We start from the raw sequence: 25,944 nt of genomic DNA, 5'->3' as shown, positions 1-25,944 counted from the left end.
CCGGCCAGCGGGTCAGCGCCCGCTGGCCGCGAGCGGCCATGGTGCCGCTGCGCGAGGCGCCCTGATGGCCACCCCGGTCACTGCACAACCGCGGGAGCAGGCGGGCCCGGTGCGCCGGTTCGCCGACCTGCTGTACCGCAAGCCGACCCCGTATCTGTCACTGCTGCTGATCCCGCCGCTGCTGTGGTTCGGCGTCATCTACCTGGGCTCGCTGCTGGGCCTGCTCTGGCAGAGCTTCTACACCTTCGACGATTTCAGCATGACGGTCACGCCCACGCTGACCCTGGACAATCTGCGCGCGCTGTTCCAGCCGGCCAACTTCGACATCATCCTGCGCACCCTGAGCATGGCCGTGGCGGTTTCCGTGGCCAGCGCCCTGCTGGCCTTTCCGATCGCCTTCTACATGGCATTGCACACCTCGGGGCGCACCAAGGCGTTCTTCTACATCGCGGTGATGCTGCCGATGTGGGCCAGCTACATCGTCAAGGCCTACGCCTGGACGCTGCTGCTGGCCCAGGGCGGCGTGGCCCAGTGGTTTATCGACCAGCTCGGCCTGCGCTTCTTGCTGGAGTCGCTGCTGGCCATTCCCGGGGTGGGCGGCAGCACCCTGTCCACCTCGCACCTGGGCCGCTTCCTGGTGTTCGTCTACATCTGGCTGCCCTTCATGATCCTGCCGATCCAGGCCGCGCTGGAACGCCTGCCGCGCTCCCTGCTGCAGGCTTCGGCGGACCTGGGCGCGCGCCCGGCGCAGACCTTGCGCCTGGTCATCCTGCCGCTGGCCATTCCCGGCATCGCCGCCGGGTCGATCTTCACCTTCTGCCTGACCCTGGGGGATTTCATCGTGCCGCTGCTGGTCGGCCCGCCGGGCTTCTTCATCGGCAACATGGTGTATGCCCAGCAGGGCTCGATCGGCAACCTGCCCATGGCCGCCGCCTTCACCCTGGTGCCCATCGTGCTGGTGGCGCTCTACCTGTCCGTCGTCAAGCGACTGGGGGCGTTCGATGCGCTCTGAGCGGCCGTCCCTGGGGCTCCGGCTGGCCGCCTGGGGCGGCCTGCTGTTCCTGCATTTCCCGATCCTGATCATCGGCCTGTATGCCTTCAACACCGAGACCGCCGGCTTCAGCTTTCCGCCCAAGGGCTTCACCCTGCACTGGTTCGGCGTGGCCTTCGCCCGTCACGATGTGCTGCAGGCCATCAGCCTCTCGCTGCAGGTGGCGGCCCTGGCCACGCTGATCGCCCTGCTGCTCGGCACCCTGGCGGCCGCGGCGCTGTGGCGGCGCGACTTCTTCGGCAAGGAAAGCGTGTCGCTGCTGTTGATCCTGCCCATCGCGCTGCCCGGCATCGTCACCGGCCTGGCGCTGCTGTCCGCCTTCAAGCGGTTCGGCATCGAGCCGGGCATCCTGACCATTGTCATCGGCCACGCCACCTTCTGCGTGGTGATCGTCTACAACAACGTCATCGCCCGCTTCCGCCGCACCCAGTACAGCCTGATCGAGGCCAGCATGGACCTGGGCGCCGATGGCTGGCAGACGTTCCGCTACATCGTCCTGCCCAACCTGGGTTCGGCGCTGCTGGCCGGCGGCATGCTGGCCTTCGCGCTGTCCTTCGACGAGATCATCGTCACCACCTTCACCGCCGGCCACGAACGCACCCTGCCGCTGTGGCTGCTCAACCAACTGTCCCGCCCGCGCGATGTGCCCATCACCAACGTGGTGGCCCTGCTGGTGATGCTGGTGACCATGCTGCCGATCCTCGCCGCCTATTACCTGACCCGGGGCGGTGACGAGGTAGCGGGCGGCGACAAATGACACCGAGCCACCCAACCGTCCCATCTCGTTCATCTAGGGAGCCCAAGATGCAAACCCAACTGCTGATCAACGGCGAGCTGGTCGCTGGCCAGGGACCGGCCCAGCCGGTCCTCAATCCGTCCCTGGGCAGCGAGCTGCTGCGGATAGCCGAAGCCGGTCCGGAGCAGATCGATGCGGCGGTGCGCGCGGCCGACGCCGCCTTCGAGGGCTGGTCGCAGACCCCGCCCAAGGACCGCGCCGCCTGCCTGCTGGCCCTGGCCGACGCCATCGATACCCACGCCGAGGAGCTGGCCCGGCTGGAGTCGCAGAACTGCGGCAAGCCCTATACCGCCGCCCTGAACGACGAGCTGCCGGCGATCTCCGACGTGTTCCGCTTCTTCGCCGGCGCCAGCCGCTGCCTGCAGGGTTCGGCCGCCGGCGAATACCTGCCCGGGCACACCTCGCTGATCCGCCGCGATCCCATCGGCGTGGTCGCCTCCATCGCGCCCTGGAACTACCCGCTGATGATGGCGGCCTGGAAGCTGGCGCCGGCGCTGGCCGCCGGCAACTGCGTGGTACTCAAGCCCTCCGAGCAGACGCCGCTGACCGCGCTGCGCCTGGGCGAGCTGATCGCCGAGATCTTTCCCGCCGGCGTGGCCAACATCCTGTTCGGGCGCGGCGCCAGCGTGGGCTCGGCCCTGGCCGGCCACGACCAGGTGCGCATGCTGTCGCTGACCGGCTCCATCGCCACCGGCGCGAACCTCATCGCCGGCAGCGCCGCCAGCGTCAAGCGCCTGCACATGGAACTGGGCGGCAAGGCGCCGGTGATCGTCTTCGACGATGCCGACCTGGAGGCCGTGGTCGAGGGCATCCGCACCTTCGGCTTCTACAACGCCGGCCAGGACTGCACTGCCGCCTGCCGCATCTATGCGCAAAAGGGCATCTACGCGAAGTTCGTCGCACGCCTGGGCGAGGCCGTGGCCAGCCTGCGCCACGGCCTGCAGGACGATGCGGCCACCGAACTGGGGCCGCTGATCAGCGAGGTCCAGCGCCAGCGGGTCGCCGGCTTCGTCGAGCGCGCCAGCGCCCTGCCCCACGTCGAGGTGGTGACCGGCGGCAAGGCGCCGGGGGATGCCGGCTTCTTCTTCCTGCCGACCGTGCTGGCCGGCGCCCGCCAGGAGGACGAGATCGTCCGCCACGAGGTGTTCGGCCCGGTGGTGTCGGTAACGCCGTTCGAAGACGAGGCCCAGGCGCTGGCCTTTGCCAACGACTCCGGCTACGGCCTGGCCTCCTCCGTGTGGACCCGCGACATCGGCCGCGCCCATCGCCTGGCGGCGCGCCTGCAGTACGGCTGCACCTGGGTGAACACCCACTTCACCCTGGTCAGCGAGATGCCGCACGGCGGCATGAAGCGCTCCGGCTATGGCAAGGATCTGTCCATGTACGGCCTGGAGGACTACACGGCGGTCCGCCACGTCATGATCAGGCACTGAAGGGAACTAGCGGATCGGCGTATCCCGATGCGCCGCCCGCACGTACTGCGCCGGCCACGGCACCGAGGCATCGCCCAGGTAGCCGGCGGCGTGCAGCGGCCAGTAGGGATCGCGCAGCAGCTCGCGGGCCAGCAGGATCAGGTCGGCCTGGCCGGTACGCAGCACGTGCTCGGCCTGCACCGCTTCGGTGATCAGCCCCACCGCGCCGGTGGCGATCCCCGCCTCGCGGCGGATGCGTTCGGCGAACTGGGTCTGATAGCCAGGGCCGATGGGGATTTCCGCGTTGGCCGAGGTACCGCCCGAGGACACATCGATCAGATCCACGCCCAGTGCCTTGAGCCGGCAGGCCAGCTCCACCGTCTCGTCCGGATTCCAGCCGTCTTCCACCCAGTCGGTGGCGGAAAGGCGCACCAGCAGCGGCAGGTCAGCCGGCCAGACCTGACGCACCGCCTCGGTCACCTGCAGCAGCAGGCGGATGCGATTCTCGAAGGAGCCGCCGTAGTCATCCCCACGGCGGTTGGAGAGCGGCGAGAGGAACTGGTGCAGCAGGTAGCCGTGTGCAGCATGCACTTCGGCGACTTTGAAACCGGCGATCCGCGCCCGCTCGGCGGCCTCGACGAAGGCGCGCACGATCCCGGCGATGCCCTCGGCGTCCAGCTCGGCGGGCACCGCGTGCTCGGGATCGAAGGCCAGCGGCGACGGGCCGACCGGCACCCAGCCGCCCTCGTTCAACGGCACGCTGCCGCGTTTGCCACGCCAGGGCTGCCAGGTGCCGGCCTTGCGTCCGGCATGCGCCAGCTGGATGCCGGCCACGGCGCCCTGGGACTCGATGAACGCGGTGATGCGCCGCAACGGCTCCACGTGCGCCTCGCTCCAGATGCCCAGGTCATGGGCACTGATCCGGCCCTCGGGCAGCACGGCGGTGGCTTCGAAGATCACCAGGCCGGCACCGCCGACGGCGCGACTGCCCAGGTGCACCAGGTGCCAGTCGGTGGCCAGACCGTCCTCGCCCGCCGAGTACTGGCACATGGGCGACACCGCGATGCGGTTGGGCAAGGTCAGCTGACGCAGGTTCAGCGGCTGGAAAAGCAGCGACATGACGAATCTCCCGAACGATTTTCACCCACCAGTAAAGACCTCCTGCGACAGCCTGAAGCAGTCGACCCGCTATAAAGCCGACCACCCGGCTGGCCGATAACCCGTATGGTCAGCAAGGAAAACCCGGCCGCCGGGTGCGCGGGCGGTGGATCCTCCGACCCACTACAACAACAACGAAATGCAAGGGAAGGTGCCCCATGCTTCGCCTGTTCGCCGATCTCAAGTTCCGCTGGAAAATCGCCCTCCCCATCCTTGTCCTGGCCGTGCTGCTGATGCTCATGGGCCTGCTCGCGATGCGCAGCATCGAACATCTGGTGCAGGCCTCCACACAACTGACCAACCGTTCGCTGCCGGCGGTGAGCCTGCTGCTCAATGCCGACCGCGACCTGTACCAGGCGTTCATCGCCGAACGCAGCCTGCTCGGCGACTTCACCGAAGAGCATGCCCAGGCGCTGCGTGACAGTCACCGCGAGAATCTGAGCCAGGCCCACGAACGGGTCAATCGCTACGCGACGCTGCAGCCCTCCCCCGAGGCGCGCCGCCTGGTGGAAGAGTTCAATCGGGGCTTCGAACGCTGGAAGGCCACTTCGGAACGGGTGCTGGCGATGACCCGTGAATACCCGGCCGGCGCGACCGCGCTGAGCTTCGGCGAAAGCGAGAAGCTGTTCGAGGCGGCCCGCGACGCCATCGATAAGCTCGGTGAGCTGGAAGATGCCACCGCCGAGGCCCTGGGCCAGTCGGCTATTGACCAGGGCATCGCCAACCGGGTGCAACAGGGCACGCTGGTCATGATCGGCCTGCTGATCTGCGCGCTGCTCGCCTTCGCCTTTCCGATGCTGGTTACCCGGCCGCTGCAGCGCCTGCTGGAGCGGCTTGAGCAGATCGCAGATGGTGACGGCGACCTGCGTGGACGCGTGGAAGCCAGCTCCCGGGACGAGCTGGGTCAGCTCGGACGCGCCTTCAACCGGTTCCTCGACAAGCTGCAGCCGATGATCGCCGAGATCGGCTCCCTGGCCGGATCGGTGTCCACCTCGGCCCGCGACCAGGCGGGCCTGGCGGCGCGCAACGACGAGCTGATCAGCCACGAGTTCGCCGCAGTCGACCAGGTCAGCACCGCCGCCACGGAGATGAGCGCTGCCGTGCACGAGGTGGCGCGCAGCGCGCAGCAGGCCGCCGACACGGCGCGCGAAGCCGATGAGCAGTCGCGCCATGGCGCGCAGGTGGTCGGCGCGAGCATCACGGTGATCCGCGCCCTGGCCAGCGACGTGGGCAACGCCGCGAAGACCATCAGGGCCCTGGAGGAGGAAACCGCCAGCATTGGCGCAGTGCTGGAGGTGATTCGCACGATTGCCGAACAGACCAACCTGCTGGCCCTCAACGCCGCCATCGAGGCAGCCCGCGCCGGCGACCAGGGTCGCGGTTTCGCGGTGGTGGCCGACGAGGTACGCGCCCTGGCGGCGCGCACTCAGGAATCCACGGTGGACATCCAGGCGCGCATCGAGCGTCTGCAGAGCGGCGTGCAGCAAGCGGTGCGCGCCATGGAAAGCGGCGGCGGCAAGGCCACCGACAGCGTGCAGCGCGTGGCGGATGTGGAGCAGGTGCTCGACGGCACGCGCGGCGCGATCCAGCGCATCAACGACATGGCCGCGCAGATCGCCACCGCCTGCGAGGAGCAGAGCAGCGTGACCGAGGAGATCGCGCGCAACATCGACGAGATCCGTACCCTGTCCAACCAGGCGACGCAGATGTCGGAGCAAAGCACCCAGGCCAGCCGCGGCCTGTCGGAGCTGTCCGGCCAGCTGGCGCGGCTGGTGGGGCGCTTCCAGGTGTGAACGTGCGCTACCGCGTGCCTGTGGCGGCCGGGAAAGCGCTGACCGCAATACGGCGGGGCGAGGGCCGTCAGCGCGGCGCCAGGTGGCTGACCAGCAGCTGGACGCTTTCCTGCCCGCGGTACTCGTTGACGTCCAGCTTGTAGGCCAGCTCGACCCAGCGCACCGTCGGGTTGGGCCATTGTTCGCGGTCGATGTTGAAGGCGATACCATCCAGCGTGCGGCTGCCACATTCGGTCTTCACCACCAGCTTCAGGTGCCGCTCGCCTACCAGGCGCTGCTGCACCAGCTGGAACATGCCATGGAACAGCGGCTCGGGAAAATGCTGACCCCAGGGCCCGGCGTGGCGCAGGGCGCGGGCCAGCTCCAGGTGGAACTCCTCGGCGCCCAACTGGCCGTCGGACAGTAGCCGGCCAGTGAGATCCTCGTCGCTGAGCTGGCGGCGCACCTCGGCATCGAAGGCGGCGGCGAAGGCGCCGAAGTTCGCTACCGGCAACGACAGGCCGGCGGCCATGGCGTGCCCGCCGAACTTGCTGATCAGCCCCGGGTGACGGGCCGCAACAGCGTCCAGCGCGTCGCGGATATGGAAGCCCGGCACCGAGCGTGCCGATCCCTTGAGCAGGCCGTCGCCGGCATCGGCAAAGGCGATGGTCGGGCGGTGGTAGCGCTCCTTCAGACGCGAGGCGAGGATGCCGATCACACCCTGGTGCCATTCCGGCTCGAACAGGCACAGGCCGAACGGCAGTTGCTCGACCGGCAGGTCCTTCAACTGGGCCAGCGCCTCGCGCTGCATGCCCTGCTCGATGGCCTTGCGATCCTGGTTGAGCTGGTCGAGCTGCACTGCCATGTCGCGGGCCAGGACCTCGTTCTCGCAGAGCAGGCATTCGATGCCCAGGCTCATGTCGTCCAGGCGGCCGGCGGCGTTCAGGCGCGGGCCGAGGATGAAGCCGAGATCGGTGGAGGTGATGCGTGCGGCCTGCTTGCCGGCTACCTCGAGGATCGCCTTGAGGCCGGGCCGCGCCCGGCCGGCACGGATGCGCGCCAGCCCCTGATGCACGAGGATGCGGTTGTTGGCGTCCAGCGGCACCACGTCGGCAACACTGCCTAGCGCCACCAGATCCAGCAGCTCGCCGAGGTTTGGCTCAGCCAGGCCGGCGCGGGCGAACCAGCCGATGTCGCGCAGCCGCGCACGCAGCGCCAGCAGCACATAGAAGATCACACCGACCCCGGCCATCGCCTTGCTGGGAAAGCCGCAGCCCGGCTGGTTGGGGTTGACGATGGCATCGGCTGCGGGCAATTCGGGGCCCGGCAGGTGGTGATCGGTGACCAGTACCTTGAGCCCGGCCGCCTTGGCCGCCGCCACGCCATCCACGCTGGAGATGCCGTTGTCCACGGTGATCAACAGCTCCGGCCGTCGCTGCAGCGCCACCGCGACGATTTCCGGCGTCAGGCCGTAGCCGTACTCGAAACGGTTGGGCACCAGGTAGTCGACATGCGCCACACCAAGCATGCGCAGGCCCAGCACACCGACACAGCTGGCGGTGGCACCGTCGGCATCGAAGTCACCGACGATCAGCACCCGCCGACGCTGCTCCAGCGCCTCGACCAAAAGCGCCACCGCCGCGTCGATGCCGGCCAGTTGCTGGTAGGGGATCAGCCGCGCCAGCCCCTTCTCCAACTCGACGGCGCTACGCACGCCACGGGCGGCATACAGGCGGGTCAGCAGCGGCGGCAGGTCGCCCAGATCGGGCAGGGATTCGGGCAACGGGCGGGGTTCGATACGCATGGACAACTCGGATCGCAGGGCAGTCGTGGGGTGGATCGCACTTTTATTGATCCACCAAGCGGTGGGCGCGGGCTTCAGCGCTCGCCGGCCAGCCACTCCAGGGGAATCTCGTGCTGGCCACGCTCATCGGTGACGAACAGTTCGCCATCGCTGATCATCACGCTCCAGCTCAGCGAGCGCGGCAGGTCTTGGGCCAGATTCTCCAGCGCGGGCTGGTCGACCGCCACCACGCTGAGGTTCTTCAGGTTGCGCACGCTGTCGAGCACCCGGGTCTGCCAGACCCGCAGGCTGCCATAGGCCACCAGACTGAAGCGCTCGGCGCGGCGCGAGCACCAGGTCATGCGATCGGCATCCGGCTGACCCACCTCGATCCAGTGCAGCACCCGGTCGTCCAGGCTCTTCTCCCAGAGCGCCGGCTCATCGACATCCGACAGGCCACGACCGAAGGCCAGCTGCGGGTCGTACCACAGGGCATAGGCGATCAGCCGCACCGCCAGGCGCTCCTCGGTTTCCGAGGGGTGGCGGGCGACGGTGAAGCGCAGGTTCTCGTAGATCCCGCGATCCAGATCGGTGAGGTTGAGTTCGACTTTGTAGGGCGTGGCTTGCAGGGCCATGGCGGGCTCGTCCGGAGAAAAGGCGGCAATTCTACCTGAAGCGCCACCCGGGCGCCCGCCGGCATCAGGCGTAGGTACGCACCCGGTCGCTGCCGCGCAATGCGGCGAGCACCGTTTCGTCGGTGCTGCCACCGGCGACCAGCAGGTCGCGGCGCACGCTGTCCAGCACTTCGGCCAGGCCGGCGGGGTGACCCAGCAGCGCACGGCCGACCACCCGACTGATCAGTGGCTCTCCCTTTTCGTCATGCAGGGTGATGACACGACCGCCATCGGGCCGGCGCGGCCCCAGGGTGACGTTGTAGGAAGCCAGCGCGGCCAGCAGTGCATTCATGTCCATCCGATACAGCCCCGGTAACCGATTGAAAAACCGGGGCTTTGAGGCCGGCAAAGGCGGAAAGTTCCGTCAGGCGTTGCCAGCCAGGCGCAGGCGCGCGGCCTGGGTGAAATCCAGCATGCGCTTGAGCGGCTTGACGGCGCGCGGCACCAGTGCCGAGTCCACGAGGATCTCGTTGCTGCCCTCGCGCAGGGTATGCAGAGTCCGCTCCAGGGTGTTCATGGCCATCCACGGGCAGTGTGCGCAGCTGCGACAGGTGGCACCGCTGCCGGCGGTGGGCGCCTCGATGAACTCCTTGTCCGGGCAGAGCTGCTGCATCTTGTAGAAGATGCCGCGGTCGGTGGCGACGATGAAGGTCGGATTGGGCAGGGTCTGCGCCGCCTTGATCAGCTGGCTGGTGGAGCCTACCGCGTCGGCCAGCTCGATGACCGCTTCAGGGGATTCCGGGTGCACCAGCACAGCCGCCTCGGGGTACAGGACCTTCATGTCGGCCAGTTGCTTGGCCTTGAACTCCTCGTGAACGATGCAGGCACCATCCCACAGCAGCATGTCCGCGCCGGTTTCACGCTGGATGTAGCGACCCAGGTGCTGGTCGGGTGCCCAGATCAGCTTCTCGCCGTTGTCCATCAGGCTCTCGACGATCTCCAGCGCGCAGCTGGAGGTCACCACCCAGTCGGCACGCGCCTTGACCGCCGCCGAGGTGTTGGCATACACCACCACGGTGCGCTCGGGATGCTGGTCGCAGAAGGCGGCGAATTCCTCCACCGGACAACCGAGGTCGAGGGAACAGGTGGCCTCGAGGGTGGGCATCAGCACGCGCTTTTCCGGATTGAGGATCTTGGCGGTCTCACCCATGAACTTCACCCCGGCCACCAGCAGGGTGCTGGCCGGGTGCTGACTGCCGAAGCGGGCCATCTCCAGGGAATCGGCGACGCAACCACCGGTTTCCTCGGCCAGTGCCTGCAGCACGGGATCGCAGTAGTAGTGGGCAACCAGCACGGCATCCTGCTTCTTCAGCTCGGCGGCGATTTCAGCGCGAAGGCTGGCCTCCTGCTCGGGCGTCAGCGGCTTGGGCTGCTTGGCGGCGAGGTGGGCTTGGACCAGGATGCGCTCGGGGATCTGAGACATGACGGCAGGACCTGCAAACTCGACTGAAGCGGAAGGCGAGTATACACCCGACCCAGCCACCGGCGGCTGCCTGCGGCATGGCGAGCGCATACGAAAAAGCCGGAAATCAATCTTTCAACTGATTTCCGGCTTCTACTCGTTTCAACTGGTGGGTCGTGTAGGGCTCGAACCTACGACCAATTGATTAAGAGTCAACTGCTCTACCAACTGAGCTAACGACCCGATGGCTGTGCATCATACTGATTTAATTCAGGAAATCAACGGTTTTTTTATGCTGACCGAAAAAAAACGGTGAATGGCTTACCTGCGTTTCCTTTGACCGGCCTCAACAGGCGCACCCAGGCGAATTTCTAAGATGCGCCGATGAAATCAAGCCTGTACCAGCTGCTACTGCTTCCCATGCTGATCGCCCTGGCCGCGCTGCTCATCCTGCTGACCTGGAGCGAACCACCCAGCGCGCCCGCTTCCGAGCATACCCACCGGTCGGTGCGCAGCCTGGAGCCCCTCGCCCCGCTGCCCATCCCGGCGGGCGCACCGGCCTCCGAGCGCGTGGCACTGGGAGCCCGCCTGTACCACGACGCCCGCCTGTCCAGCGACGGCTCGGTCAGCTGCGCCAGCTGTCACCCGCTGCCCTACGGCACCGATGGCCGGGCGCGTTCGATCGGTGTGGGCGGCCAACTCAGCGAGCGCAACGCGCCCAGCGTGCTGAACGCCTCGCTCAACTTCGCCCAGTACTGGGATGGCCGCGCCGCCACGCTGGCCGAGCAGGTCATCGGCCCGCTGCTCGATCCGCAGGAAATGGCTTCCAGCTGGTCCCGCATCGAGGCCCTGGTACGCGCCGACGGCGACTATGCGCAGGCCTTTGGTCACGTCTACGGCGGGCTGGTCGACCGGCACAGCATCAGCGATGCCCTGGTCAGCTACCTGGAAACGCTGCCCACACCGGCTCCGTTCGACCGCTACCTGCGGGGCGATCCCGCCGCCATCGACGCCGAAGCCCGGCAAGGCTACGCGCTGTTCAAATCGCTCGGCTGCGCCAGCTGCCACCAGGGCGTCGGCGTGGGCGGCAACCTGTTCCAGCGCTTCGGCATCATCGCCGACTACTTCGCCGACCATCCGGACAATGCCGCCGACACCGGTCGGGAGCGCATCACGGGGCGCGTCGAGGACCGCCACGTCTTCAAGGTTCCCAGCCTGCGCAATGTCGCCGTCACCGGGCCTTATTTCCACGATGGCTCGGTGGCGCGCCTGGAGGACGCCGTACGCATCATGGGCCGCTACCAGCTAGGCCGGCGGCTCTCCCACGAAGAGACCCGACTGATTATCGCCTTCCTCGACACCCTGACCGGGGAGCCGCCCTCCCTGCCCACCACGGCCTATCTGCATGAAGATGTCCTTCCTGTCTCTCCCTGACTGGCAACGCGTTGCCCGCGCCCTGCTCATGGTGCTGTTGATCGGCCTGTCGCTGGCCTGGCTGTTCTCACGCGCCGACAGCATTTCCATTGAGCAGCACCAGGACTACTCGCGACAGCTGCTGCGCCTGCAGCAGCTCGACGCCGAGCTGAATGCTTCGGTCCTGGCCAGCCGCTACGACCTCTACCGCAATTTCGACCGGAGCAGCCAGGGCGTAAAGGACCTCCTGGCCATCACCCGTACACTGACGCAGCTGCCCGATTATCTGCCCCTGCGAGATCGCCAGCCGCTGGAGGAGCAGGTCGCTCGACTGCGCCAGGCGAGCCTCGACAAGGCGGACGCGGTAGACCGTTTCAAGCGCGAGACGGCAATCCTGCGCAATTCCCAGAGCTATTTCCCACTGATCACCGACAGCCTGATCCGCGATGGCGTGCTGCAGCCGGCGCTGTCACGCGAGGTGGGCATCTTCGGCCGCTCGGTGATGACCTTTCTGCTCAGTGACGACCCTGGGCGTGGCGAGCGGTTGCGCCAGGAGCATGACCGTCTGGCCGGGGTGGCCGAACGGCTACCTCCCGCCACGGCGGAGACGCTGCGCATCCTGCTCAGCCATGCCGCTCTGATCCTGACCCACAAGCCCACGCTGGATGCCATCACCCACGACATCCTTGAACTGCCGACCCATGCCCTGGGCGACACCCTGAGCCAGAGCTACGCCCAGGCCTATAACCAGGCGTTGCAGAAAGCCCGGCGTTATCGGGTGCTGCTATTCGTGGTCGCGCTGGGGCTGGGTATCTATCTGGTGATGGCCGTGGCGCGCCGGCGGCGCCTGGCCGCGCAACTGGCGGACGCCAATCGCGAACTGCACGAGCGCCTGGAAGCGCTGCACCAGGCCCAGGCCGAACTCAAGCGCTACGCCACGGTGTTCACCAACGCCCGGGAGGGCATGGTCATTACCGACGCCAGCGCTCAGATCATCGCGGTCAACCCGGCCTTCACCGAGATCACTGGCTATCCGCTGGAGCAGATCGCCGGCGCCACGCCGGCGGTCCTCTCGTCCGGACGGCAGGATGAGCACTACTACCAGAAGATGTGGTCCGCCCTGAAGGAGCGCGGCCAGTGGCAAGGCGAGATCTGGAACCGCCGCCGTAGCGGCGACATCTATCCCGAGTGGCTCTCCATCGCCGCAGTGCGCGACAGCGAAGGCGAGACGACCCACTACATCGGCATTTTCTCCGACGTCACCGAACGCAAGGAGGCCGAGGCGCGTATTCATCACCTGGCCCACCACGATGCCCTGACCGGCCTGCCCAACCGGCTGCTGCTCCAGGACCGGCTGGGGCAGGCGATCCGTGAAGCCCGGCGCAAGGGCAGCCAGGTGGGCATCCTGTTCATGGACCTGGACCGCTTCAAGTGGATCAACGACACCCTGGGCCACGACGCCGGCGACCACCTGCTGCGCACCATTACCCGGCGCTGCCTGGATGTGCTGCGCGAGTCCGACACCCTGGCACGCCTGGGCGGCGATGAGTTCGTGGCCATCCTGCCCGGCTTGCAGCAAGCCCAGGACGCCGGCCTGGTGGCGCGCAAGCTGCTGGCGGCGATCACCCAGCCGTGCATGCTGGGCAACCATGAACTCAGCGTCACCTGCAGCATCGGCATTGCCGTCTTTCCCGGCGACGGCACCACCGACTCCCTGCTGCTGCGCAACGCCGATGCCGCCATGTACCGGGCCAAGTCCGAAGGCCGCAACGGCTTCCAGTTCTATTCGACGGACATGAACACCGCCCGCCTGGGCGAGCTGCTGCTTGAACACCAGCTACGGGGCGCCCTGGAACGCCAGGAACTGTGCCTGTTCTATCAGCCCAAGGTGGATGCACGGGACGGGACGCTGCGCAGCTGCGAGGCACTGTTGCGTTGGCGACATGCCGAGGAAGGCCTGCTGACACCCGATCGCTTCCTGCCGGCCGCGGAGGAATCCGGCCTGATCGTGCCAATCGGCGAATGGGTGATCCGTGAAGCCTGCCGGCAGGTCCGCAGTTGGCTGGATGCGGGCCGTCAGCCGGTGCGCGTGGCAGTCAACCTGTCCGGACAGCAGTTCGCCCACCAGAACATCGTGCAGTTGGTACGCGACGCCCTGCAGGAATATCGCCTACCACCTCAGTTGCTGGAACTGGAGCTGACCGAAACCATCCTGATGCGCGACATCGAGCGCACCCTGGTCATACTCGGCGAGCTCTGCGCGCTGGGCGTCAGCCTGGCCATCGACGACTTCGGCACCGGCTACTCGTCACTGGCCTACCTGCGCCAGTTCCAGGTGCACACGCTGAAAATCGATCGCAGCTTCGTGAATGACATCCAGGAAGGCGCCAACGATGCCAAGATCGCCTCGGCGGTCATCGGCCTGGCCCACAGCCTGGGCCTGCGGGTGGTCGCCGAAGGGGTGGAAACTCCCCTGCAGCAGGCGTTCCTCGCCAACCATGCCTGTGACTACCTGCAAGGCTACCTGTTCGGCAAACCGGAACCGGCCGACCGCTTCAGTGAGCGCCTGCAGCGCAGCCGGGTCATGGCCTGAAAAAATCCCGCCAGGCGGCGGGATTTTCGGGGGTCAGCGCAGGTTCTTCAGATCGCGCTCGGCCAGCTTGGCGGCGGAGCTGCCTGGGTACTTGTCGATCACCTGCTGCAGCGCGGCCCGGGCCTTGTCGGTGCGTCCCAGACGGCGCTCGACATCCGCCAGCTTGTAGAGCGCATCCGGCACCTTGCTGTGGTTCGGATAATCCAGGGTGACGCGGGCGAAAGCCTGACCGGCGGCCTGCAGATCGCCCTTCACCAGGCTGACCTCACCCAGCCAGTACTGGGCATTGGCCGCGTAGCGGCTGTTGGGATAGCGGCGCAGGAAGGCGCCGAACGCCTGGCTGGCCTTGTCGAAATCCTTGGCCTTGATCAGATCGAAGGCGGCATCGTAGTAAAGCTTTTCCTTCGCAGGGTCGTCGGGTTCGCTGTCTGCGGGTGCCGGCGAGGGTGCGAGTGCCGGCGCCTGTGACACAGGCCCTGCCCCGTTGAGGCGATTGTCCAGTTGCTGATAGCGCTCCAGCGACTCCTGCTTCAGGCGCTGGATTTCGTACTGCTGCTCTTCGACCATGCCACGCAGGCGGGCCAGTTCTTCCTGCATCTGCTGCAGCTGGATGAAGAGTTCGCCCTGGGCCGAAGGCGGGACCATCGTCCCGCCCCCAACCTGGGCACCGCCGGAACCACTCACCGTAGGCAGGGGACGCAGGCGCCCCCCGCCTTCGCTGACCGGAACCTGGGCCATGGCGACCAGCGGCAGGCTGGCCAGCCAGGCGATCAGAATCTGGCGGTACTTGATCATCGCAATCAGTTCTGACGCAGTTCTACGCGACGGTTCTGCGCCCAGGACTCTTCGCTGCTGCCCATGGCAACCGGACGCTCTTCGCCGTAGGAAACCAGCTCCAGCTGAGCCGGGGAAACACCCTGCATGCTCAGGTAGCGCTGCACGGAACCGGCACGGCGCTCGCCCAGGGCCATGTTGTATTCGCGGGTGCCACGCTCATCGGCATGACCTTCCAGGACCACGCGAACACCAGTAGCCTTCAGCACCTTGGCATGGGCGTCCAGGGCGCGCATGGCTTCGGGCTTCAGATCAGCGCTGTCGTACTCGAAGTAGAAGGTGGTGATGGCGCGCAGAGCAGCTTCGGCATCGCTTGCGCTGGTGTCGACGGTGGACTCTACCTGAGCCGGTGCAGTACCTGCAGTGTCGGCTTCGTAGGTGGTTTCGCCAGCGGTATCGCCGCCGGTAGAGGCACAACCAGCGGCAACAGCCAGGGCCAGGGCCAGGGCGGAGAGCTTACCGAACTTCAGCATTTCCATATAACAACTCCAACAGTCAGGGATGATAGGAACACTTGTGGCGCCCCCGCTGCCTAGTTCAGGTAGGGGGACCAGGAAGGCTCGCGAACTTCACCTTGTGCGGTGGGTAACGCGATCCGGACTCGTCCGTTGATGGAGACGAGCATTAACACTTCACGCCCCTGGTGACGAGTGGCGTAGATTAGCATCGTGCCATTAGGCGAAACAGTGGGCGACTCATCAAGTGTGGTGTCCGACAACAAGCGGAGATTCCCACGCTGCAAGTCCTGTGCCGCCACCTTGAAATTGGTGTAGCCCTCCTGGCGATGCACCATCACCAGGGTCTTTTCGTCCGCCGACAGTTTCGGCGCGGCGTTGTAGTTGCCGACAAAGGTGATGCGCTCCGCCGCCGGGCCGCCAATACGCTGGCGGTAGATCTGCGGGCGGCCTGCGCGGTCCGAGGTGAAGTACAGGGTCTGCCCGTCCCGCCCCCAGAACGGCTCGGTATCGATCGCATAATGGTTGGTCACCCGCTGCATCCGCCGGCTCGCCAGTTCCATCACATAGATTTCGGGGTTGCCGTCGCGGGACAGCACGAACGCCAGCCGACTGCCGTCCGGCGAGAACGCCGGGGCGCCGTTCAGACCTTCGAATGCGGTGATCTGCTCACGCTGCCCGGTGTCCACATGCTGGATGAAGATGCGTGGCCGGCGCCCCTGCTCGAAGGACACATAGGCGATGCGCTTGCCATCCGGCGAGAAGCGTGGCGAAAGAATCGGCTCACGCGACTGCAGCAGGGTCACCGCCCGCGCGCCGTCGTAGTCCGAGCGCTGCAGGGTGTAGCGGGTATTGCGGGTTCCCAGGCGCTCGGCCGTCACGTACAGCAGCTTGGTGGAGAAAGCACCCTTGGTGCCGGTGATCTTCTCGAACACCAGGTCGGCGATATGGTGGGCCATGTCGCGCAGCTGGGTAGCGCTGCCGCCTACCGTGCCGGTCAGCAACTGCTGCTGGGTGGCCACGTTGAACAGGGCGAACTGCGCCTGGTAGCGCCCGGCGTTCAGGTCCATGCTGCCCAGCAGCACGTACTGGGCGCCCAGGGCCTGCCAGTCGCGGTAGATCAACTCCGACGCCTGGGTCGGCAGGCTGATCATGTTCTGCCGCGGAATGGGTTCAAAAATGCCGGAATTGCGCAGGTCGTTGCCGACGATGGAGGCGAGGTCCTCGGGCAGCACGGTGGCGCCCTGCCAACCAAAGGGCACCACGGCGACCGGGATGGCCCGATCGACGCCGCTGGTGACCCGAATGTCGGCTTCCTGTGCCACCGTTGCACCGGCCAGGCAGCACAAGCCGAGCAGGAGCATTCGAAAGACAGTATTCACAGCGCGAGATCCTCTGGCGTGAAGGTCATGGTAAAGGAGCGATACCGCTCGAACTCTTTGGGCTTGAGGCTCTGCACCTCGCTGACACGCCCGATGTTGCGCACCGCGGCGACCGCCGAGTTGTCGAAGGGGATATCGCCACTGGAATTCGCTACGTTGACGCCGGTAATGGTCCCGTCGGGCAGCATGGTCACGCGCAGCCGTACCGTCATGTTGGGACGAGCGGAGGGCGGACGGCTCCAGCCCTGGGCCGCGCGCAGACGCAGCAGATCGTCGATGTTGCCCATCGCCTCTTCGCTGACCTCATCGGCCAGCGCGGCCTGACGTTCGGTATCCTCCTTGAGCAGCTCAGCCAGTGCCTGGGCGCGGAGTTCTTCCTGCGCCTTGCGGGCAGCCTCTTCCTCGGCGGCCTTCTTCTTGGCCAGCGCCTCGGCGGCCTTGCGGGCCTTCTCCTCTTCGGCCTTTTTCCGGGCCTCCGCCTCGGCAGCCTTCTTCTTCGCCTCGTCCTCAGCCTTCTTGCGGGCGACCTCCGCCTGGCGCTTCTGCTCGGCGGCCTTTTTCTCGGCCTCGGCCTTTCGAGCCGCTTCGGCGCGCTTTTGTTCCTCAGCCTTGGCGGCGGCGATGCGCTGCTCCTCGGCCTTGCGCTGCTGTAGCTGCTCCATCTCGAATTCCCGGGCAGCGGTCTTCTTGGCCTCGCCGGCAATCTTCTGGCGAGTCTGGCTTTCGGCCTGGCTCTTGGATTTCATTTCATACAGGGTGGCCTGCACCACCGGGCGCGCCGGTGGCAGGTCAGGCGTGCTGGCGAAGCTCACGAACAGCAGACCGAACAGCACCGCGTGCAGACCCACGGCGCCGAGGACCGGCCAGAACCACGGTGAAGAGGACGCCTGTTCCGCGGGACGCATCAGGGGGCCTCGGTAATCAGACCGACGTTGCCGACACCGGCCTGCTGCAGGCCGCCCATCACGGCCATCACCGCGCCGTAGTCCACTGCCTTGTCGCCGCGCACATACACCTGGACCTTTTTCCCCTGGCGACTGTTCTCGGCCAGGATGCCGCGCACGGCGCCCACCAGCTTGTCGAGGGAAACCGCCGCCTCGCTGTTGCGGGTCTGCTCGGTCTGCACCTCTTCGCCCATGTTCCAGTAGTAGGTGCGGTCAGCCTTGATGGACACCGTCAGCACGCGGGCATTGTTGTCCTGCGGCAGCACCTCGGTGCTCACCTTGGGCAGGTCGACCTTGACCCCCTGGTTGAGCATCGGCGCAGTCACCATGAAGATGACCAGCAGCACCAGCATCACGTCGATGTAGGGCACCACGTTCATCTCGGCGACCGGCTTGCGTCTGTTGCGAATTCTGGCCATCAGCCGCGCCTCATTCTTCGGAGGTGTGCACCTTGCGGTGCAGGATCGCCTGGAACTCGTCCGCGAAGGTGTAGTAGCGGGCAATCAGCTGCTCGCCCCGGGCGGAAAAGCGGTTGTAGGCGATGACGGCGGGAATCGCCGCGAACAGGCCGATGGCGGTGGCGATCAGCGCCTCCGCGATGCCCGGCGCCACGGTGGCCAGTGTGGCCTGCTGCACCTGGGCCAGGCCACGGAAGGAGTTCATGATCCCCCACACGGTGCCGAACAGGCCGATGTAGGGGCTGGTGGAACCGACGGTGGCCAGGAACGGCAGCGCCTGCTCCAGCTTCTCTTCCTCGCGGGAGATCGCCACCCGCATGGCCCGGCTGACCCCGTCCATCACCGCATCCGGACCGACGCCCGGCTGCTGGCGCAGTCGCGAAAACTCGCGGAAACCGGCGCGGAAGATCTGCTCCACGCCACTGTGCGAATCGGTGGCATTGCCGGACTGGCGATACAGCTTCGACAGGTCGATGCCGGACCAGAAGCGTTCCTCGAATTCCTCCAGGGCATGCTTGGTGCCGCGCAGCAAGCTGCCGCGCTGGAAGATCAGCACCCAGGAAATGACCGAGGCAGCCACAAGAATCAGCATCACCAGTTGCACCAGCAGACTGGCATTGCTGATCAGACTCCACAGGGACATGTGATCGACGGCGTTGGGTTCCACGCTTACTCTCCTGGACGGGTACTGGCCAGGCCCCCCACGAAGGCGTCACGCAGCGCTTCGGGGATGGACCGGGGTTTCAGGGTATCGGCACGCACGCAGGCCACCAGGACGCTGCCCTCGCAGAGCAGCTGTCCATCGTTGACGCGGCGCACCTGTTGACGAAAACGCAGGCTGACACGGTTCAACTCGACCACCTCGGCCGAGACGCTCAACTCGTCATCCAGCCGCGCCGGCGCGTGATAGCGCGCTTCGCACGAGTGGACCACGAACAGCAGGTTATCGCCGGCCAGTTGCGATTGGGCGAAACCCAGGCGACGCAGACGCTCGGTGCGCGCACGCTCCATGAATTTCAGGTAATTGACGTAGTAGACGATTCCACCGGCGTCGGTGTCTTCGTAGTAGACCCGGCAGGGAAGCGCGAACGGCTGCGTAAGAGTGCTCATTTCAGAAAAAGTTCCGCTTCATGCGTCATCGGTGCCGGACGGATTGCTCAGGCGCCCGGGCAACTGCAGACCAAAGTGCAGGTAGGCATGCCGGGTGACCACGCGCCCGCGCGGCGTGCGCATGATGTAGCCCTGCTGGATCAGGAAGGGCTCCAGCACATCCTCGATGGTGTGACGCTCCTCGCCGATGGCTGCGGCCAGGCTGTCGATGCCCACCGGACCGCCATCGAACTTCTCCATCATGGTCAGCAGCAGGCGGCGGTCCTGGTGATCGAAGCCGCGCTCGTCGACATCCAGCATGTTCAGCGCCAGGTCGGCCACCTGGCGGGTGATCTCGCCCTTGCCACGCACCTCGGCGAAATCGCGCACGCGACGCAGCAGGCGATTGGCAATACGCGGCGTACCGCGCGCGCGGCGGGCCACTTCGAAGGCCCCTTCCGGCTCGATCGGCAGACCGAGAATGCCGGCCGAACGGCTGACGATGGTGGTGAGGTCCTCGGCTGAATAGAACTCCAGGCGCTGCACGATGCCGAAGCGGTCGCGCAGTGGATTGGTGAGCATGCCGGCCCGCGTGGTCGCACCCACCAGGGTGAAGGGCGGCAGGTCCAGCTTGATGGAACGCGCGGCCGGGCCCTCGCCGATCATGATGTCGAGCTGGAAGTCCTCCATGGCCGGATACAGCACTTCCTCGACCACCGGCGAGAGGCGATGGATCTCATCGACGAACAGCACATCCCCGGGCTCCAGATTGGTCAGCAGCGCGGCGAGATCGCCGGGACGCTCCAGCACCGGACCGGACGTGCTTTTCAGGGAGACCCCCATTTCCTGGGCGATGATGTTCGCCAGGGTGGTCTTGCCCAGCCCGGGTGGTCCGAAGATCAGCGTGTGATCCAGGGCTTCGGCGCGACCGCGTGCGGCCTGGATGAACAGCTGCATCTGCTCGCGCACCAGCGGCTGGCCGATGTAGTCGGCCAACCGGGCCGGACGCATGGCGCGGTCCAGTTGCTCGTCGCGATCCCGGGCGGAGGCGGTCACCAATCGATCGGCTTCGATCACTTAACCCATTCCCTTCAGCGCGCGCCGAATCAATTCTTCACTACTCAAACCGTTCTCCTGCACCGCGGCGACAGCCCGGCTGGCCTCCTGGGGCTTGAAGCCCAGGGCGATCAACGCGCTCACGGCGTCATTTTCGGCCGATGAGACCACTGCCTGAGTGGAAGGTTCCAACGTCAGCGGCGCGATGCCTGGAATCGCTTCCCAGGCCTTGAAGCGATCCTTCAGCTCCACCAGCAGGCGCTCGGCGGTTTTCTTGCCCACGCCGGGAATCTTCACCAGGGTGGAGGTGTCCTGCGCCTGCACGCAACGTACCAACTCATCCACCTCCATTCCGGACATCAGCGCCAGCGCCAGCTTGGGACCCACGCCATTCAGCCGGATCAGCTCGCGGAACAGCTCTCGCTCGCGCTTTTCCGCAAAGCCATAGAGCAGCTGCGCGTCCTCTCTGACCACCAGATGGGTGTAAAGCGTCAAGGAATCGCCAACCGGGGGCAAACGATAAAGGGTCGTCATCGGCACTTCCAGCTCGTAACCGACGCCATTCACATCCAGCAGCAAAAAAGGCGGCTGCTTGTCCGCCAGGGTGCCATGCAATCGACCAATCACGCGTCCATTCCTCTCACATCAATTGGGGCCAGCAACGTCGCGCACACACCTCACAGACGCAGCCGGCCACTGCGTCGCTTGGCCTGGGTCAGGCCGTGGGGAATCAGGCTTTGCCGATGGTGGGCATGGCAGAGCGCAATGGCCAGGGCATCGGAAGCATCAATCTGAGGCTTTTGCAGCAGCTTGAGCAGGTGCATGACCATCATCTGCACCTGCTGCTTGTCGGCACCGCCGGTGCCGGCGATGGCCTGTTTGACCTGGGTGGCGGTGTACTCGGCAATCTCCAGGCCCGACTCGGCCCCAGCGACGATCGCCGCGCCGCGCGCCTGACCGAGCTTGAGCGCCGAATCGGCGTTGCGCGCCATGAATACCTGCTCGATACCCATGGTGATCGGCCCGTACTGGCGAATCACCTCGCTCACGCCGCGATAGACCGTCTGCAGGCGTTCCGGCAGCGACCCGCTGCCGGTGCGGATGCAGCCGGAGGCGATGTACTCGCAGCCCCGCCCGGTATCGCGCACCACACCAAAGCCGGTAATCCGCGAGCCCGGGTCGATTCCAAGGATCAGCGTCATGCCACCGCCATCACTGTCTATTTATCCAGCACGGAAGTATACGGGCCGACGCCGATGGCGTCACCCAGCCGAATGCGGGCCACCGCCAGCCCGCGACCGAAGTCGCTCCTACGGGGCCCGTTCAATGCCGGCCTTTCGCGGGGACGGCTTCAGCATCGCGATGCCTTGCAGCACAAAAAAGGCAGCGCCGAGCGCTGCCTTCTGGGTCGCCAACACCAGGCAATCAGCCCAGCTGCTCCATGATCTCGTCGGGGATCTCGGCGTTGTGGTAGACGTTCTGCACGTCGTCCAGGTCCTCCAGCATGTCGATCAGCTTCATCACCTTCTGGGCGGTTTCCAGATCGGCGATCGGCGCGCTGATCGACGGGATCATGGCGATTTCCGCCTCGTCCGCCTTGAAGCCGGCAGCGGCCAGCGCTTCGTTCACCGCATGGAAATCGGCGAAGCTGGTGGACACCAGCGCGGAACCGTCATCACCCATTTCCACGTCATCGGCACCCGCTTCCAGGGCCGCTTCCATCAGCGCATCCTCGTTGACACCGGGTGCGTAGCTGATCTGCCCCTTGCGGTCGAACATGTAAGCCACCGAGCCGTCGGTGCCCAGGTTGCCGCCACACTTGCTGAAGGCATGGCGCACTTCGGCCGCAGTACGGTTGCGGTTGTCGGTCATCGCCTCGACGATGATCGCCACGCCGCTCGGCGCGTAACCTTCGTAGCTGAGCTCGACAACGTTGTCGGCCTCGTTGTTGCCGGCGCCCCGCGCAATGGCGCGGTCGATCACGTCGCGCGACATGTTGTTGGTCAGCGCCTTGTCCACCGCCAGGCGCAGGCGCGGGTTGTCGGCCGGCACCGCACCGCTCTTGGCGGCCACGGTCAGCTCGCGAATGATCTTGGTGAAGATCTTGCCACGCTTGGCGTCCTGACGACCCTTGCGGTGCTTGATGTTGGCCCATTTGGAATGACCAGCCATAACTCACTCCATCTCGTTTCAGATTCTGGAACGGGCCGCTCCCGGCCCGCCTGTCTAGTCTGGCACTTCCGCGGGCGATCAGTGCCGCCCGCTGCCATGATGCCGCCCCGAACGGAGAAGCCCGGCTTTCACCGGGCTTCGAAGGAGCGATTATTCCGCCTTGGCTTGCTCGCGCAGGCGGATGTGCAGCTCGCGCAGCGCCTTGTTGTCCACGACACCCGGCGCCTGGGTCATGACACAGGCTGCGCTCTGGGTTTTCGGGAACGCGATCACTTCGCGGATGGAGGATGCGCCGGTCATCAGCATGACCAGGCGATCCAGACCGAAGGCCAGCCCGCCGTGCGGCGGCGCGCCGAACTTCAGGGCATCGAGCAGGAAGCCGAACTTCTCCTGCTGCTCCTCCTCGCTGATGCCCAGCACTTCGAAGACCGCCTGCTGCATCTTCTTGTCGTGGATACGGATCGAACCGCCACCCAGCTCGGTGCCGTTGAGCACCATGTCATAGGCGCGAGACAGTGCGGCGGCCGGATTGGCCTTCAGCTCCTCGGGGCTGCACTTGGGTGCGGTGAACGGGTGATGCATGGCACTCAAGCTGCCGTCGTCGTTTTCCTCGAACATCGGGAAGTCGACCACCCACAGCGGCGCCCACTCGCAGGTGAGCAGGTTGAGGTCGTGACCGACCCGAATACGCAGTGCGCCCAGGGCGTCGCAGACCACCTTGGCGCGATCGGCACCGAAGAACACGATGTCGCCATCGACCGCGCCGACGCGATCGAGGATGACGTTCAGGTTGGCTTCGGGGATGAACTTGACGATCGGCGACTGCAGACCCTCAACGCCCTTGGCGCGCTCGTTGACCTTGATGTAGGCCAGACCCTTGGCGCCATAGTTGCCAACGAACTTGGTGTAATCGTCGATCTGGCTGCGCGGCATGGAGGCGGCACCCGGCACGCGCAGGGCGGCAACGCGACCCTTGGGATCGTTGGCCGGGCCGGAGAACACCTTGAATTCCACATCCTTGAGCTGGTCGGCCACGTCGACCAGTTCCAGCGGGATGCGCAGGTCAGGCTTGTCCGAACCGAAGCGACGCATGGCCTCGGCGAGGGTCATGTGCGGCAGCTCGCCGAACTCGACATCCAGCACTTCCTTGAACAGCTGGCGAATCATGGTCTCGGTCAGGCCCATGATGTCGGCTTCATCGAGGAAGCTGGTCTCGATGTCGATCTGGGTGAATTCCGGCTGACGGTCGGCGCGCAGGTCCTCGTCGCGGAAGCACTTGGCGATCTGGTAGTAGCGGTCGAAGCCGGCGACCATCAGCAGCTGTTTGAACAGCTGCGGGGACTGCGGCAGGGCGAAGAAGCTGCCGGCGTGGGTGCGACTCGGCACCAGGTAGTCGCGCGCGCCTTCGGGAGTGGCGCGGGTCAGGATCGGCGTTTCGACGTCGAGGAAGCCGTTGTCGTCCAGGTAGCGCCGAATGCTCGATGTAATGCGCGAGCGCAGCTTGAGCTTGGCGGCCATTTCCGGGCGACGCAGGTCGATGAAGCGATAGCGCAGGCGGGTTTCCTCGCCGACGTCGGAGTACTCGTCCAGCGGGAACGGCGGGGTTTCGGCCTGGTTGAGGACTTCCAGCGCGTAGCCCAGCACTTCGATGGCGCCGCTGGCCATGTTCGGGTTGCGCGCGCCTTCCGGACGCATGCGCACCTTGCCGGTGACCTTGACGACGTATTCGCTGCGCACGCGGTCGGCCTTGGCGAAGGTTTCCGCGCGGTCCGGGTCGAAGACCACCTGAGCCAGGCCTTCACGGTCGCGGATGTCGAGGAAGATGACGCCACCGTGGTCGCGACGGCGATGGACCCAACCGCAAAGAGTGACTTCCTGACCGTCGAGGGCCTCGTTCAACTGGCCGCAATAGTGGCTGCGCATCATGGTATGTTCGCTTCTCTCTGGGAGTCTGGTTTCATCTTGACCGGCCACCCCTGGCGCCTGCGGATCGGGCCAGCGTGGCAAAGCGCGAGATTATATAGGGTAAATGCCTGCCGCGCAGCCGTGGCGCACGGTGCGCTGGCGGTTGATCCAGATCCATGCCCGCAAGCGAAAACCCCTGTTAGGCTGATAGCACCTCATAGAAGCATCGTCGGAGGAATCACCATGGACATCGATATCGGCATTTCCCAGCAGGACCGTGCGGCCATCGCCGAAGGCCTGTCCCGTCTATTGGCGGACACCTACACCCTTTACCTGAAGACCCACAACTTCCACTGGAACGTCACCGGTCCGATGTTCAACACCCTGCATCTGATGTTCGAGACGCAGTACACCGAGCTGGCGCTGGCGGTGGACGCGATTGCCGAGCGCATCCGCGCCCTGGGCTTCCCGGCACCGGGCACCTACGCGGCCTATGCGCGGCTGTCCTCCATCAAGGAGGAGGAAGGTGTACCCAGCGCCGAGGACATGATCCGTCTGCTGGTACAGGGTCAGGAAGCCGTGGTGCGCACTGCACGCGGCATCTTCCCGCTGCTGGACAAGGTCAACGACGAGCCCACCGCCGACCTCCTGACCCAGCGCATGCAGGTCCACGAAAAGACCGCCTGGATGCTGCGCAGCCTGCTCGCCTGACATCCCGCCGGCAGGGCGACCCTCTGGCCGCCCTGCCCCGGCTCGCGACTTCGCGCTCACTTGCGGCGCTGCGATTTGAGCCCCTTTCCGCTTTGCTGTTAAATACCCGCCGTGCCGCACTCCATCCCGCGGCATAGGCCTGCCGTTGTACCACTCCTTACCTGTATTTGCGGAGCTGCGCGGCGACTGGCTCTCCCTGCATCATGCCTACTGTGAGTTCAATTCCAATGCTGAAAATCGTCCAACTCCTCACGGGCGTTGCCGCCCTCCTACTGTCCTTCGTACCCAGCCTCACCGGCGATTCCCTGCCTTACCTGCTGCAACCCGATGCGCTCTACCTGGCCCTGTTCGGCCTGCTCAACCTGGCCTTTGCCGCCTTGCCGGAGCATGCCCAGCTCAGCAACCGGCGTCCGCTGCAGATCCTCGCCAGCGTGCTGCTGATCATTGCCACCGCCGTTCAGGCCGCGGTACTGCTGGGGCCGCTGGAGTTCATCGCCGGCCTGCCGGGCGTTGCCGCCGCCCTGCCGCTCGCCGCCCTGGCCGTGCTGCTGCATCTGCTGCTCAACTGGCAGCCGTCCCGTCCGTCGCGCCGGGCCGCAGGCGATGCCTACCAGGCGCCGCTCGGTGAGAATCGCGAGACCGGCACGGTCAAATGGTTCAACACCACCAAGGGCTTCGGTTTCATTTCCCGTGATTCCGGGGACGACATCTTCGTGCACTTCCGCGCGATTCGTGGCGAAGGCCACCGCGTGCTGGTCGAAGGCCAGCGCGTGGAGTTCTCCGTGATGCAGCGCGACAAGGGCCTGCAAGCCGAGGACGTGGTCACCACCGACCGCCGCTGATACCGCTGCGAGAAAGCCGCGCCTAAGGGCGCGGCTTTTTTT

Annotated in this window: 24 protein-coding genes, 1 tRNA gene and 2 pseudogenes; 9 read left to right on the top strand and 18 right to left on the bottom strand. The window is 66.0% G+C overall.

Annotated features, from left to right (window positions below; all coding sequences use genetic code 11):
* Positions 1 to 64: 64 nt before the first annotated feature.
* Genes AS93_RS0103435 through AS93_RS0103425 form a run of 3 tightly spaced genes read left to right on the top strand, consistent with a single transcriptional unit; the run spans position 65 to position 3,280 of the window.
* Entirely contained in the window at positions 65 to 1,012 is a 948-nt protein-coding gene (locus AS93_RS0103435; RefSeq protein WP_027589292.1) for an ABC transporter permease, read from the top strand.
* Complete coding sequence (locus AS93_RS0103430; protein ID WP_027589291.1) at positions 1,002 to 1,808, top strand: ABC transporter permease; 807 nt, start codon at positions 1,002 to 1,004, stop codon at positions 1,806 to 1,808. The genes AS93_RS0103435 and AS93_RS0103430 overlap by 11 nt, the downstream gene beginning before the upstream one ends.
* A 47-nt stretch (positions 1,809 to 1,855) precedes the next feature.
* On the top strand, positions 1,856 to 3,280 hold the full coding sequence (locus AS93_RS0103425; protein WP_027589290.1) for a gamma-aminobutyraldehyde dehydrogenase: 1,425 nt from the start codon (positions 1,856 to 1,858) through the stop codon (positions 3,278 to 3,280).
* 6 nt (positions 3,281 to 3,286) lie between these two features.
* Here AS93_RS0103425 and AS93_RS0103420 read toward each other — a convergent pair whose 3' ends face one another.
* Entirely contained in the window at positions 3,287 to 4,378 is a 1,092-nt protein-coding gene (locus AS93_RS0103420) for an NADH:flavin oxidoreductase/NADH oxidase (RefSeq protein ID WP_027589289.1), read from the bottom strand.
* Between the two features lie 197 nt (positions 4,379 to 4,575).
* Here AS93_RS0103420 and AS93_RS0103415 point away from each other — a divergent pair, with 197 nt between their 5' ends.
* Entirely contained in the window at positions 4,576 to 6,210 is a 1,635-nt protein-coding gene (locus tag AS93_RS0103415; RefSeq protein WP_027589288.1) for a methyl-accepting chemotaxis protein, read from the top strand.
* 67 nt (positions 6,211 to 6,277) lie between these two features.
* Here the strand turns inward: AS93_RS0103415 and recJ are convergent, their stop codons facing one another.
* From recJ to AS93_RS0103390, 5 genes are all read right to left on the bottom strand, one after another.
* The gene (gene recJ, locus AS93_RS0103410) at positions 6,278 to 7,993 is read right to left on the bottom strand and encodes a single-stranded-DNA-specific exonuclease RecJ (RefSeq protein WP_027589287.1); all 1,716 of its coding nucleotides are present in this window, start codon (positions 7,991 to 7,993) and stop codon (positions 6,278 to 6,280) included.
* 74 nt (positions 7,994 to 8,067) lie between these two features.
* Positions 8,068 to 8,607, bottom strand: coding sequence for a YaeQ family protein (locus tag AS93_RS0103405; protein WP_027589286.1), 540 nt, complete (start codon positions 8,605 to 8,607; stop codon positions 8,068 to 8,070).
* Between the two features lie 64 nt (positions 8,608 to 8,671).
* The gene (locus AS93_RS0103400; RefSeq protein WP_051587324.1) at positions 8,672 to 8,938 is read right to left on the bottom strand and encodes a DUF3509 domain-containing protein; all 267 of its coding nucleotides are present in this window, start codon (positions 8,936 to 8,938) and stop codon (positions 8,672 to 8,674) included.
* Positions 8,939 to 9,010: 72 nt separating this feature from the next.
* Entirely contained in the window at positions 9,011 to 10,069 is a 1,059-nt protein-coding gene (gene nadA / locus AS93_RS0103395) for a quinolinate synthase NadA (RefSeq protein WP_027589284.1), read from the bottom strand.
* A gap of 146 nt (positions 10,070 to 10,215) precedes the next feature.
* Positions 10,216 to 10,291, bottom strand: a tRNA-Lys gene (locus AS93_RS0103390).
* Between the two features lie 141 nt (positions 10,292 to 10,432).
* Between AS93_RS0103390 and AS93_RS18630 the strand changes: the two genes are divergently transcribed.
* Both AS93_RS18630 and AS93_RS18625 read left to right on the top strand, forming a co-directional pair.
* Entirely contained in the window at positions 10,433 to 11,482 is a 1,050-nt protein-coding gene (locus tag AS93_RS18630) for a cytochrome c peroxidase (protein ID WP_051587323.1), read from the top strand.
* Complete coding sequence (locus tag AS93_RS18625) at positions 11,454 to 14,054, top strand: EAL domain-containing protein (protein ID WP_051587322.1); 2,601 nt, start codon at positions 11,454 to 11,456, stop codon at positions 14,052 to 14,054. Before AS93_RS18630 ends, AS93_RS18625 begins: the two co-directional genes overlap by 29 nt.
* Positions 14,055 to 14,087: 33 nt before the next feature.
* Here the strand turns inward: AS93_RS18625 and ybgF are convergent, their stop codons facing one another.
* The 12 genes from ybgF to aspS all read right to left on the bottom strand — a co-directional run bounded on the left by ybgF (position 14,088) and on the right by aspS (position 24,370).
* Positions 14,088 to 14,849 carry a tol-pal system protein YbgF gene (gene ybgF / locus AS93_RS0103375; RefSeq protein WP_027589283.1) on the bottom strand — a complete coding sequence of 254 codons (762 nt, stop codon included), beginning with the start codon at positions 14,847 to 14,849 and terminating at the stop codon, positions 14,088 to 14,090.
* Between the two features lie 5 nt (positions 14,850 to 14,854).
* Positions 14,855 to 15,367: a peptidoglycan-associated lipoprotein Pal gene (pal, locus tag AS93_RS0103370; protein WP_027589282.1), complete on the bottom strand. Its 513-nt coding sequence runs from the start codon at positions 15,365 to 15,367 to the stop codon at positions 14,855 to 14,857.
* A gap of 53 nt (positions 15,368 to 15,420) precedes the next feature.
* Positions 15,421 to 16,725 (bottom strand): Tol-Pal system beta propeller repeat protein TolB, encoded by a 1,305-nt coding sequence (tolB, locus tag AS93_RS0103365; RefSeq protein ID WP_027589281.1) that lies wholly within the window; start codon positions 16,723 to 16,725, stop codon positions 15,421 to 15,423.
* Positions 16,722 to 17,630, bottom strand: coding sequence for a cell envelope integrity protein TolA (gene tolA, locus AS93_RS0103360; RefSeq protein ID WP_027589280.1), 909 nt, complete (start codon positions 17,628 to 17,630; stop codon positions 16,722 to 16,724). Before tolA ends, tolB begins: the two co-directional genes overlap by 4 nt.
* Positions 17,630 to 18,088, bottom strand: a complete 459-nt coding sequence (gene tolR / locus AS93_RS0103355) for a protein TolR (RefSeq protein ID WP_027589279.1) — start codon at positions 18,086 to 18,088, stop codon at positions 17,630 to 17,632. The genes tolA and tolR overlap by 1 nt, the downstream gene beginning before the upstream one ends.
* Before the next feature lie 10 nt (positions 18,089 to 18,098).
* Positions 18,099 to 18,794, bottom strand: coding sequence for a protein TolQ (tolQ, locus tag AS93_RS0103350; protein ID WP_027589278.1), 696 nt, complete (start codon positions 18,792 to 18,794; stop codon positions 18,099 to 18,101).
* Between the two features lie 2 nt (positions 18,795 to 18,796).
* Entirely contained in the window at positions 18,797 to 19,237 is a 441-nt protein-coding gene (gene ybgC / locus AS93_RS0103345; protein ID WP_027589277.1) for a tol-pal system-associated acyl-CoA thioesterase, read from the bottom strand.
* Between the two features lie 18 nt (positions 19,238 to 19,255).
* Entirely contained in the window at positions 19,256 to 20,293 is a 1,038-nt protein-coding gene (gene ruvB, locus AS93_RS0103340; RefSeq protein ID WP_027589276.1) for a Holliday junction branch migration DNA helicase RuvB, read from the bottom strand.
* Positions 20,294 to 20,899: a Holliday junction branch migration protein RuvA gene (gene ruvA, locus AS93_RS0103335; RefSeq protein ID WP_027589275.1), complete on the bottom strand. Its 606-nt coding sequence runs from the start codon at positions 20,897 to 20,899 to the stop codon at positions 20,294 to 20,296.
* A 50-nt stretch (positions 20,900 to 20,949) separates the two neighbouring features.
* Positions 20,950 to 21,474 carry a crossover junction endodeoxyribonuclease RuvC gene (gene ruvC / locus AS93_RS0103330; protein WP_027589274.1) on the bottom strand — a complete coding sequence of 175 codons (525 nt, stop codon included), beginning with the start codon at positions 21,472 to 21,474 and terminating at the stop codon, positions 20,950 to 20,952.
* 223 nt (positions 21,475 to 21,697) lie between these two features.
* Entirely contained in the window at positions 21,698 to 22,444 is a 747-nt protein-coding gene (locus AS93_RS0103325) for a YebC/PmpR family DNA-binding transcriptional regulator (protein WP_027589273.1), read from the bottom strand.
* Between the two features lie 150 nt (positions 22,445 to 22,594).
* The gene (gene aspS / locus AS93_RS0103320; RefSeq protein WP_027589272.1) at positions 22,595 to 24,370 is read right to left on the bottom strand and encodes an aspartate--tRNA ligase; all 1,776 of its coding nucleotides are present in this window, start codon (positions 24,368 to 24,370) and stop codon (positions 22,595 to 22,597) included.
* Between the two features lie 222 nt (positions 24,371 to 24,592).
* Between aspS and AS93_RS0103315 the strand changes: the two genes are divergently transcribed.
* The 3 genes and pseudogenes from AS93_RS0103315 to AS93_RS21040 form a co-directional block, all read left to right on the top strand.
* Positions 24,593 to 25,060 (top strand): Dps family protein, encoded by a 468-nt coding sequence (locus tag AS93_RS0103315; RefSeq protein WP_027589271.1) that lies wholly within the window; start codon positions 24,593 to 24,595, stop codon positions 25,058 to 25,060.
* A gap of 203 nt (positions 25,061 to 25,263) precedes the next feature.
* Positions 25,264 to 25,608, top strand: a pseudogene (locus AS93_RS21205) (cold shock domain-containing protein membrane protein); the annotation flags it as partial.
* An 81-nt stretch (positions 25,609 to 25,689) separates the two neighbouring features.
* Positions 25,690 to 25,902: pseudogene (locus AS93_RS21040) on the top strand (cold-shock protein); the annotation flags it as partial.
* Positions 25,903 to 25,944 lie beyond the last annotated feature (42 nt).

This window comes from Pseudomonas sp. RL (genome assembly GCF_000647775.1).
Lineage (GTDB): Bacteria > Pseudomonadota > Gammaproteobacteria > Pseudomonadales > Pseudomonadaceae > Serpens > Serpens flexibilis.
Note: the sequence above shows the minus strand (reverse complement) of the source record. Positions and strands in the feature narration are given on the sequence as shown.

Coding starts and splice junctions, on each gene's coding strand:
- tolA (WP_027589280.1), bottom strand. CDS start 17,630: ATGCGTCCCGCGGAACAGGCGTCCTCTTCACCGTGGTTCTGGCCGGTC.
- AS93_RS0103425 (WP_027589290.1), top strand. CDS start 1,856: ATGCAAACCCAACTGCTGATCAACGGCGAGCTGGTCGCTGGCCAGGGA.
- ybgC (WP_027589277.1), bottom strand. CDS start 19,237: ATGAGCACTCTTACGCAGCCGTTCGCGCTTCCCTGCCGGGTCTACTAC.
- AS93_RS0103435 (WP_027589292.1), top strand. CDS start 65: ATGGCCACCCCGGTCACTGCACAACCGCGGGAGCAGGCGGGCCCGGTG.
- tolR (WP_027589279.1), bottom strand. CDS start 18,088: ATGGCCAGAATTCGCAACAGACGCAAGCCGGTCGCCGAGATGAACGTG.
- AS93_RS0103430 (WP_027589291.1), top strand. CDS start 1,002: ATGCGCTCTGAGCGGCCGTCCCTGGGGCTCCGGCTGGCCGCCTGGGGC.
- AS93_RS0103400 (WP_051587324.1), bottom strand. CDS start 8,938: ATGAATGCACTGCTGGCCGCGCTGGCTTCCTACAACGTCACCCTGGGG.
- aspS (WP_027589272.1), bottom strand. CDS start 24,370: ATGATGCGCAGCCACTATTGCGGCCAGTTGAACGAGGCCCTCGACGGT.
- AS93_RS18630 (WP_051587323.1), top strand. CDS start 10,433: ATGAAATCAAGCCTGTACCAGCTGCTACTGCTTCCCATGCTGATCGCC.
- ruvC (WP_027589274.1), bottom strand. CDS start 21,474: ATGACGCTGATCCTTGGAATCGACCCGGGCTCGCGGATTACCGGCTTT.
- nadA (WP_027589284.1), bottom strand. CDS start 10,069: ATGTCTCAGATCCCCGAGCGCATCCTGGTCCAAGCCCACCTCGCCGCC.
- AS93_RS0103415 (WP_027589288.1), top strand. CDS start 4,576: ATGCTTCGCCTGTTCGCCGATCTCAAGTTCCGCTGGAAAATCGCCCTC.
- AS93_RS18625 (WP_051587322.1), top strand. CDS start 11,454: ATGAAGATGTCCTTCCTGTCTCTCCCTGACTGGCAACGCGTTGCCCGC.
- AS93_RS0103420 (WP_027589289.1), bottom strand. CDS start 4,378: ATGTCGCTGCTTTTCCAGCCGCTGAACCTGCGTCAGCTGACCTTGCCC.
- ybgF (WP_027589283.1), bottom strand. CDS start 14,849: ATGATCAAGTACCGCCAGATTCTGATCGCCTGGCTGGCCAGCCTGCCG.
- recJ (WP_027589287.1), bottom strand. CDS start 7,993: ATGCGTATCGAACCCCGCCCGTTGCCCGAATCCCTGCCCGATCTGGGC.
- pal (WP_027589282.1), bottom strand. CDS start 15,367: ATGGAAATGCTGAAGTTCGGTAAGCTCTCCGCCCTGGCCCTGGCCCTG.
- AS93_RS0103325 (WP_027589273.1), bottom strand. CDS start 22,444: ATGGCTGGTCATTCCAAATGGGCCAACATCAAGCACCGCAAGGGTCGT.
- AS93_RS0103315 (WP_027589271.1), top strand. CDS start 24,593: ATGGACATCGATATCGGCATTTCCCAGCAGGACCGTGCGGCCATCGCC.
- AS93_RS0103405 (WP_027589286.1), bottom strand. CDS start 8,607: ATGGCCCTGCAAGCCACGCCCTACAAAGTCGAACTCAACCTCACCGAT.